The organism is Aeromicrobium sp. (assembly GCF_014378035.1).
Taxonomy (GTDB): domain Bacteria; phylum Actinomycetota; class Actinomycetes; order Propionibacteriales; family Nocardioidaceae; genus Aeromicrobium.
In genome coordinates this window covers 1-7,517 of record NZ_JACMOM010000044.1, presented here as the reverse complement: position 1 = coordinate 7,517, position 7,517 = coordinate 1, and the positions used below count along the sequence as shown (strand labels likewise).

Below are 7,517 nucleotides of genomic sequence, written 5' to 3'. Positions count from 1 at the left end.
TCGGGGCTGGTGTCGATGGAGTAGAAACGGACCTTCGCGTTGGGCGCCGCTCCGACGACACCGCCATTGCCCTGTCCGACGATGAGGGAGGTCATGGCGGTGCCGTGGTCATCGTCTCTGGCGGGAAGCGATGTCGCCTTCGTGAAGCTGCAGCCCTTGCCGAAGGAGATGTCTGCTCCCTGGAGTGTGGGGACGCTGGTGTCCAACGAGCCGTCCAGGACCGCGACCGTGACGCCCTTGCCGGTGGAGATCTTGTGGTTGGCACCCATTCTGAGGGTGTCGAACCAGTTCGATGGGTCGGCGGCTGCCGCGGCGCTCGGCAGCACCACTGCAGCGATGACAGCGATGCTGGGCAGCGCGCGACGGATGAGGTGCATCAGGGTCTGTTCTGCTCAGCCGAACGACAAATCAGAAGACCCATTGGCGCTCGGTGGCACCTCGGCACCAGGTTCTGCGGTGGATCCGCTGTCGACGGTCGAGGTGCCCTGGTCAGCGGGCACGCCCAGCTTCTCGGCGTACGTCTCCCGCGCCTGCTCGTTGGCAGTGACGGACTGCAGCGAGGTGTCGCCAAAGTTGCTGGCGAACTTGATCAGCCGAGCCTGGGTGTCTTCGTCGACGGTCTTCCAGCTGTTGACGTTGCCGCCAAGATTCGCCTGGAACGTGCGCAGGTCGGCGAGCACACCGTCGATCGTGCTGACGTAGACCTGATAGGCGGCGTCCTGCTGCTGTGCGACCTCGGCGGCCATGGGGAATGAGCTGAACGCGTGAAGAGGGGTGCGGTTGTGGCGGAACTCCGAGGTGGCGGACGTCGCAAGATTCTCGGCGTCGGTAAGTCCGCGGTTCTTGATCTCCTCGATGGCCTCGATGGCCACCTGGATTCCGGCAGACAAGCTCATGTCGCGTGATCTTCCTGTGTCAATGTGCGTTCGGTCGGGCGTGTGTGGTGTCGGATGTGTGTGGTGTCGGCCGGGCCGGATGCCGTGGCGTCCGGCCCGGGATCACCGAATCGGTGAGGTTCTAGCCCCAGCGCGAGGTGTTCGACGCCTCGGTGGCGCGGTAGTCGCCGTTGGACTGCTGGACGGCGGTGCCGATCTCGGTGAGGAGCAGCTTCATGTCGCGGATCGCTGCGTCCCACTTGGCCTTGGACACCTGGTAGGACTCCGAGGCCGAACCGGTCCAGTTGGCGCGGAGGTTCGACAGTTGCGACTCGAGCTCGTCGACGCGAGCCTCGATCTGGTTGGCCGAGCCCTGAATGTCGGAGGCGGCGGTTTCGAGGCCACCGAAGTTGACCTTGAGTTCTCCTGCGTTCATGCGTTTCTCCTGGTCTGCGAAGTGTGAGGGGTCTGCGAAGTGTGAGGTTTTCGTACCGGTGCATCGGCCTTGGTCAGCCGAGGCGACCGTTGAGCTTGGCGAACGTGGCCGACTGGGCATCGTCGGTGGCGTTGTAGACCTGCTCGGACTGGCGCAGGTTGGCCTCGAACTCGTTGAGCGCCGAGGTGATCTTGCGCGAGTCCTCGTCCCAACGGACCATGACCTGCTGGAACGCGGCGGCGCCGGCTCCCTTCCACATCGGCTGCAGCGAGGAGATCTTGCCGCGCAGGACGCTGAGCTGCTGGGTCAGGTCTCCGTGGGTTGTGGCGACCAGACCGGCGCTGTTGGTCAGTGCCTGGTCCTGTTTGGTGACTTCTGCGGCCATGGACGACCGGCCTCCTTGGATTCGTGCTCTCGGCGGAGGAATTCGTGTCCGCGTCGAGTCTTGACAATATGTCTCGAGGCTATCGGAATGCGTGCCGACATGACTAGCAAACGTAGTCACAAAGAACTATGAACGTGTGGTGTCGATCACGAGGGAGCGCGGCGCACGAGCTCGAACAGTCCTGTCGCAAGCGGCAACGCGGCCACGGCGGCGATGGCGGTGATCTCCTCGGCGAAGTCGGCGAGCCGTCCCCACCGGAGCGATCGCCAGCCACGGCCGACGGCAATTGCGGTGGCGACTCCGGCGGCAGCCGCGATGAGCGACACGATGACGATGAGACCAAGCCGGTCGGTGGAGAGCACCACGTCGGCGCCGAACACGATCGCCAGCACCGAGGCGGACAGACGAAGCGCTGCCCGGGGAGCAAGCGAACGCACGGTGCGTGCACCGAGGGCGAGTGCTGCGGCAGCCGACCCGACCATGATGCGTACACCCACCTCGGACGACCCACTGCCGGGATCGGCCATCAGCAGAGGGCCGAGCACGGCGAGGGCGAAGGCAGCGGCCACTGTGCCGGTGTCGACAAGCACGCGGCTGCGGACGGCAACGTCACGGACGCCGGCGGGGTCGACGACGCTGCGACTGCGCCGCCCCTTGGGCCGAGCATCGCGAGCCGACCACGCCGTCACGGCCAGCCGATCGATGTCGAGCAGAGCCTGGTCTGGGACGCTCAGGACGAGGGTCGGCAGCATGCGGGCAGCGAGCAGTGCGAAGGCGAAGAGCACCGCCCACATGGCGCGGTCGGAGGTGTCCAGAAGAAGGCACACCGAGGCGGTCAGTGCCGTGGCCCCGCCGGCGACCATCCAGATGAGCTGCTCGACGTGGCGCCGGCGGTTGAGCATCCGTGACACGGCGCCGAGGGCCACCGCGGAGAATCCGGCGGCTCCGACGGCGACCTGGAGCCCGCCGACGGCTTGCGTGTCGACCAGCGTGAACGTGGCTCCCGCGGCGAGAGCAGGGGCTGCCAGGGGCCAGGCAGAACCGTGGCGCCACGGCAGGGCGGCGACGAAGGCGCCGATGGTGAGGACAGCCAACGAGATGTTTCGCACCGTGCCGTTGTCGCCGGTGGCGGCCGCGACCCCGGCGGTGAGACCACTGATCGCGGCGAGCCCCACGGGCCACATCGTCGTCCGGCCTTGCGCCTGCTCGTGACCGCGGTGCTGCGCCGGGCCCCTGGGGTGGGTCTCGTGCTGTCGGAACGTGTAGATCAGCTCGCCGTGACGAAAGCCCAGGCGCTGAATGGGGACATGCGCGTCGAGCACTGTTCCGTCGGATGCGGTGAAGACCATGTCGTCGGCGACACCGACTCGGCCGGCATAGCGGCGACTGACCGTGCGAAGGTCGGCCCACACCGGGACGACGAGGTCGAGGGGGCCGTCCGGACCGACGATTGTCAGTCGGACCGTCGACCTGACGACGCTTTCGTACACGGAAGTCTCCCCCTGCTGAGAACGCCACTATCATGCACCACAGGAGCGGAACACGATTGTCGAAGCGGTGCTGCCGCCCGGGGGGATGACGAGTGACCAGGACGCTGAGGCGTGGCCAGAAGCTCGAGCCGCCCACGATGCCCACAGGCGAGATCGTCTTGCAGCCGCCCCCGGAGGTGCAGCCCCACGAGGGTGCGAGTGGCCCGCTGATGATGGCGTTGCCGATGCTCGCGAGTGTCGGCTCGATCGCCTTCGTGGCCTCCGGCAACGGCGCCAAGGGCCTCATCGCTGGCGGCATGTTCCTCGTCGCCACGCTCGGCTTCGTCGGTGTGAGCATCGACCGTCAGCGCAAGCAGCGGACGTCCAAGGTCGGCGGTGTCCGTCGGGAGTACCTGCAGTACCTGGCCGGCGTGCGTGCGACGGTGCGCGCCGCAGCCAAGCAGCAGCGCGACTCGTTGCTCTGGAACCATCCCGCGCCGCACTCGCTCCCGTCGTTCGCGGCCGAGGAGAGCCGGTTGTGGGAGCGCGGTTCGGAGCATGAGAGCCGGCTGCAGGTGCGTTACGGCACGTCGTCGCAACCGCTGGCGCTCGAGCTCGTTCCGCCCGAGTCGGCGCCCATCGACCAGCTCGACCCGGTGGCGGCATCGGCTCTGCACCGCCTGCTCGCGGTGCACCGCGTGCAGCCCGACCTACCGGCCGCCATCGATCTGCGCGCCTTCAGCCGAGTCGAGGTCACGGGTCGCGCAGAGCACTCACGCGCCCTGGCCCGTTCGATCATCTGCGAAGCATCGGCATTCCACGCTCCCGGCCAGCTCATCATTGCGGTGCTCTGCGACGAGCGTTACCTCGACGAGTGGGAGTGGCTCAAGTGGCTGCCCCACGCGCAGAGCCCCGTCGAGAGCGATGCCGTCGGTCCGAGCCGCATGCTCACCAGCTCGCTCGACGACCTTGCCGCGATGCTGCCCCAGGACATCTCCGAGCGTCCGCGGTTCGGGGCCGACCAACCCGCCGCCGTGCCCCACCTGTTGATCGTCATCGACGGCGCGCAGGTGCCGCCCGACAGTCATGTGCTGCCGCAGGAGGGCATCCACAGCGTCACGGTTCTCGACCTGCCCGAGCACTGGGACGAGCTGGACGACCCTGACCGGCTACGGCTCGAGCTCGGGGCGCAGCTCCTGCCCAACGGCATGGCCGACGTGACGGCGCAGCGGGTGCGTGAGGAGCCGCTGCGGAGCGCGGCTGACCAGCTCGACATCGCGACTGCCGAGGCGTTCGCCCGGCGCCTCGCCCCGCTGGGCACCACCGAGGGCGCCGCGGGCGACGAGACCCTGGCGGGCACCCCCGACCTCATCGAGCTGCTCGGCATCGGTTCCGTCCGCGACTTCGACCCCGACTCGGCGTGGGCCCACCGCCCAGCCCGCGACAAGCTGCGCGTACCGATCGGCGTCGAGGACAGCGGCGCTCCGGTCTATCTCGACATCAAGGAGTCGGCGCAGCAGGGCATGGGCCCTCACGGCCTCGTCATCGGCGCGACCGGCTCAGGCAAGTCCGAGCTGCTGCGCACCCTCGTGCTCGGTCTGGCGATGACGCACTCGGCCGAGGACCTCAACATGGTGCTGGTCGACTTCAAGGGTGGTGCGACGTTCGCCGGCCTGGCCGACATGCCGCACGTGTCGGCCGTCATCACCAACCTCGAGAACGAGCTCCCCCTCGTCGACCGCATGCAGGATGCGCTGTCCGGTGAAATGGTCCGCCGGCAGGAGCTTCTGCGCCGGGCAGGCAACTACGCGTCCATCCGCGACTACGAGAAGGCGCGTGCCGGCGGCGAGGACCTCGCGCCCATGCCGAGCCTGTTCATCGTGGTCGACGAGTTCTCCGAGATGCTGTCAGCCAAGCCGGAGTTCATCGACCTCTTCGTCGCAATCGGCCGACTGGGTCGTTCACTGGGGTTGCACCTCCTGCTCGCCTCACAGCGTCTGGAGGAGGGACGCCTCCGGGGCCTCGAGAGCCACCTCTCCTACCGCGTGGGTCTGCGGACGTTCAGCAGCAGCGAGTCGCGCACCGTGCTCGGTGTGCCCGACGCCTACGAGCTTCCGTCCGTCCCGGGTCTGGGCTATCTCAAACCCGACCAGGCGACGTTGCAGCGATTCAAGGGCGCCTACGTCTCGGGCCCGCCACCGCAGCAGGTCGCCACGCCCACGGGCGGCGGCGCCGCCCGCGCCCGGGCCATCCTGCCGTTCACCTCGCGCCACGTCATGCCGGCGGAGTCGTTCGCGCCCGAGGTCTTCGACACGCCACTTCCACAGGTGGTCGACGACGCGCGCTCGGTGCTCGACATCGCCGTCGACAGCATGACCGGTCGCGGTGTCCAGGCACACAAGGTCTGGCTGCCGCCGCTCGACGAGCCCGACACGCTCGATGCCCTGATGCCCGGCCTCCTGGTTGATCCCGAGCTGGGCCTCATCTCGCCGCAGTGGCACGCCCGCGGTGGGCTGGTCGTGCCCATCGGCATCGTCGATCGTCCGCGCGAGCAGCGCCGCGACGTGCTCGAGCTCAACCTCGCCGGCTCCGGCGGGCACGTGTCGGTCGTCGGTGGTCCCCGCAGCGGCAAGAGCACCTTGCTGCGCACCCTCGTGTCGAGCCTCGTGCTCTCCTCGACCCCGCGTGACTCGCAGTTCTACATCCTCGACTTCGGTGGTGGCACATTCGCCCCGATGGCCGATCTTCCGCACGTGTCGGGTGTCGCGACCCGGTCGGAGCCCGATGTGGTGCGCCGCATCGTGGCGGAGGTGCAGGGCGTCGTCGACCGTCGTGAGGCCTACTTCCGCAGCCAGGGCATCGACTCGATCGAGACCTACCGTTCGCGCCGCAACGACGGACGTGCTGACGACGGCTACGGCGACGTGTTCCTCGTCGTCGACGGGTGGGGCACGGTGCGCTCCGACTTCGAGGCGCTCGAGATGGAGCTGCAGGCGATGGCTCAGCGAGGCCTCACCTTCGGTGTGCACCTCATCGCGAGCGCCGCGCGCTGGGCCGACTTCCGTGCCGCGGTGCGTGACGTCTTCGGTACACGGCTCGAGCTGCGGCTCGGTGAGACCACCGACTCGGAGATCGACCGCAAGACCGCCGCGCTCGTGCCGGTCGGTCGACCCGGTCGCGGCCTCATCTCGTCCAAGCTGCACTTCCTCGCCGCGCTGCCACGCATCGACGGCAAGGCCGACGTCGACACCATCGGGCCCGGTGTCGAGGACCTCGTGCTGCGGGTCGACGAGGCCTGGACCGGCAAGCGCGGGCCCAAGCTGCGGTTGCTGCCCGAGCGCGTCGAGCTCGAGACCCTGCGCCGGCACGCCAACGTCGCGGCCGACGACCGGCGCATCTACCTCGCCATCGACGAGCGCGACCTCGCCCCGGTGTCGCTCGACGTCGAGGCGGAGCCGCACCTGCTGGTCTTCGGCGACAGCCGCTCGGGCAAGTCCACCCTGCTGCGGTCGTACCTGCGCGAGGTCATGCGCAGCCGCACCGCCGCCGAGGCGCAGGTCATCATCGTCGACTACCGTCGCGCGCTGCTCGGCGAGGTGCCCGACGAGACGCTGCTGCACTACCTCACCAACGCGTCGCAGGCCGCGCCCGCGCTCGAGGAGCTGGCCGCCTACCTGCAGAAGAGGCTGCCCGGCCCGGACGTCACGCCCACCGAGCTGCGCAACCGGTCGTGGTGGTCGGGCGCTGACGTATTCCTCGTCGTCGACGACTACGACCTCGTCGCCACCCAGGCCGGCTCACCGCTGCTGCCGCTCGTGCCCCTGCTCACGCAGGCACGCGACGTCGGCCTGCACCTCGTGCTGTCCCGTCGCTCCGGCGGTGCCGCGCGGGCGCTCTACGAGCCGGTCATCCAGAGCCTTCGCGACCTCGCGATGCCGGGCCTCCTGCTGTCGGGCAGCCCCGACGAAGGGCCGCTGATCGGCACCACGAAGCCGCAGATCGGCGTGGCCGGTCGTGGCCGGCTCATCACCCGCGACCGCGGGGTCGAGGTCGTGCAGACCGCCTTCAGCGAGCCATCAGACTGACGTGGCCCGGGAATGTCTCCGGGTGGTCAGGACTCTGTAGGTGGTCCCGGACGTCGCACGGCGCGGTTCGCGATGTAGAAGTCGACGAACTCCCCGAAGCCCTGTGCTGAGATCTCGACAGCGAGTGCATCGACATCGAGGCCCGCGGCCGTCATGGCGCACCGCCGGGGATCATCATCGGGGCACCTTGAGGCAGGCGTACAGCCAGGAGCCGGGGTTGCGGCCCTCCGGGAGGAAGGGTGCCTCGTCGGGCAGTGCCTCGCCTTT

General features: G+C 68.7%; 7 protein-coding genes. 1 reads left to right on the top strand and 6 read right to left on the bottom strand.

The features are described from left to right. The 5 genes from H7290_RS02610 to H7290_RS02590 all read right to left on the bottom strand — a co-directional run. The coding region (locus tag H7290_RS02610) for a S8 family serine peptidase (protein WP_290512458.1) at window positions 1-377 on the bottom strand (377 nt) is incomplete at its 3' end. Between the two features lie 15 nt (window positions 378-392). Then, window positions 393-896 carry a hypothetical protein gene (locus tag H7290_RS02605; RefSeq protein ID WP_290512457.1) on the bottom strand — a complete coding sequence of 168 codons (504 nt, stop codon included), beginning with the start codon at window positions 894-896 and terminating at the stop codon, window positions 393-395. A gap of 121 nt (window positions 897-1,017) precedes the next feature. Continuing rightward, complete coding sequence (locus tag H7290_RS02600) at window positions 1,018-1,311, bottom strand: WXG100 family type VII secretion target (protein ID WP_290512456.1); 294 nt, start codon at window positions 1,309-1,311, stop codon at window positions 1,018-1,020. Between the two features lie 73 nt (window positions 1,312-1,384). Further along, window positions 1,385-1,696 carry a WXG100 family type VII secretion target gene (locus tag H7290_RS02595; RefSeq protein ID WP_290512455.1) on the bottom strand — a complete coding sequence of 104 codons (312 nt, stop codon included), beginning with the start codon at window positions 1,694-1,696 and terminating at the stop codon, window positions 1,385-1,387. 146 nt (window positions 1,697-1,842) lie between these two features. Beyond that, on the bottom strand, window positions 1,843-3,186 hold the full coding sequence (locus H7290_RS02590) for a hypothetical protein (protein WP_290512454.1): 1,344 nt from the start codon (window positions 3,184-3,186) through the stop codon (window positions 1,843-1,845). 92 nt (window positions 3,187-3,278) lie between these two features. Here H7290_RS02590 and eccCa point away from each other — a divergent pair, with 92 nt between their 5' ends. Then, window positions 3,279-7,250, top strand: a complete 3,972-nt coding sequence (gene eccCa / locus H7290_RS02585) for a type VII secretion protein EccCa (protein ID WP_290512453.1) — start codon at window positions 3,279-3,281, stop codon at window positions 7,248-7,250. A 26-nt stretch (window positions 7,251-7,276) separates the two neighbouring features. On the opposite strand, the gene H7290_RS02580 is transcribed toward eccCa, so the two are convergent. Beyond that, window positions 7,277-7,405 (bottom strand): hypothetical protein, encoded by a 129-nt coding sequence (locus tag H7290_RS02580; protein WP_290512452.1) that lies wholly within the window; start codon window positions 7,403-7,405, stop codon window positions 7,277-7,279. Between the last annotated feature and the right edge of the window lie 112 nt (window positions 7,406-7,517).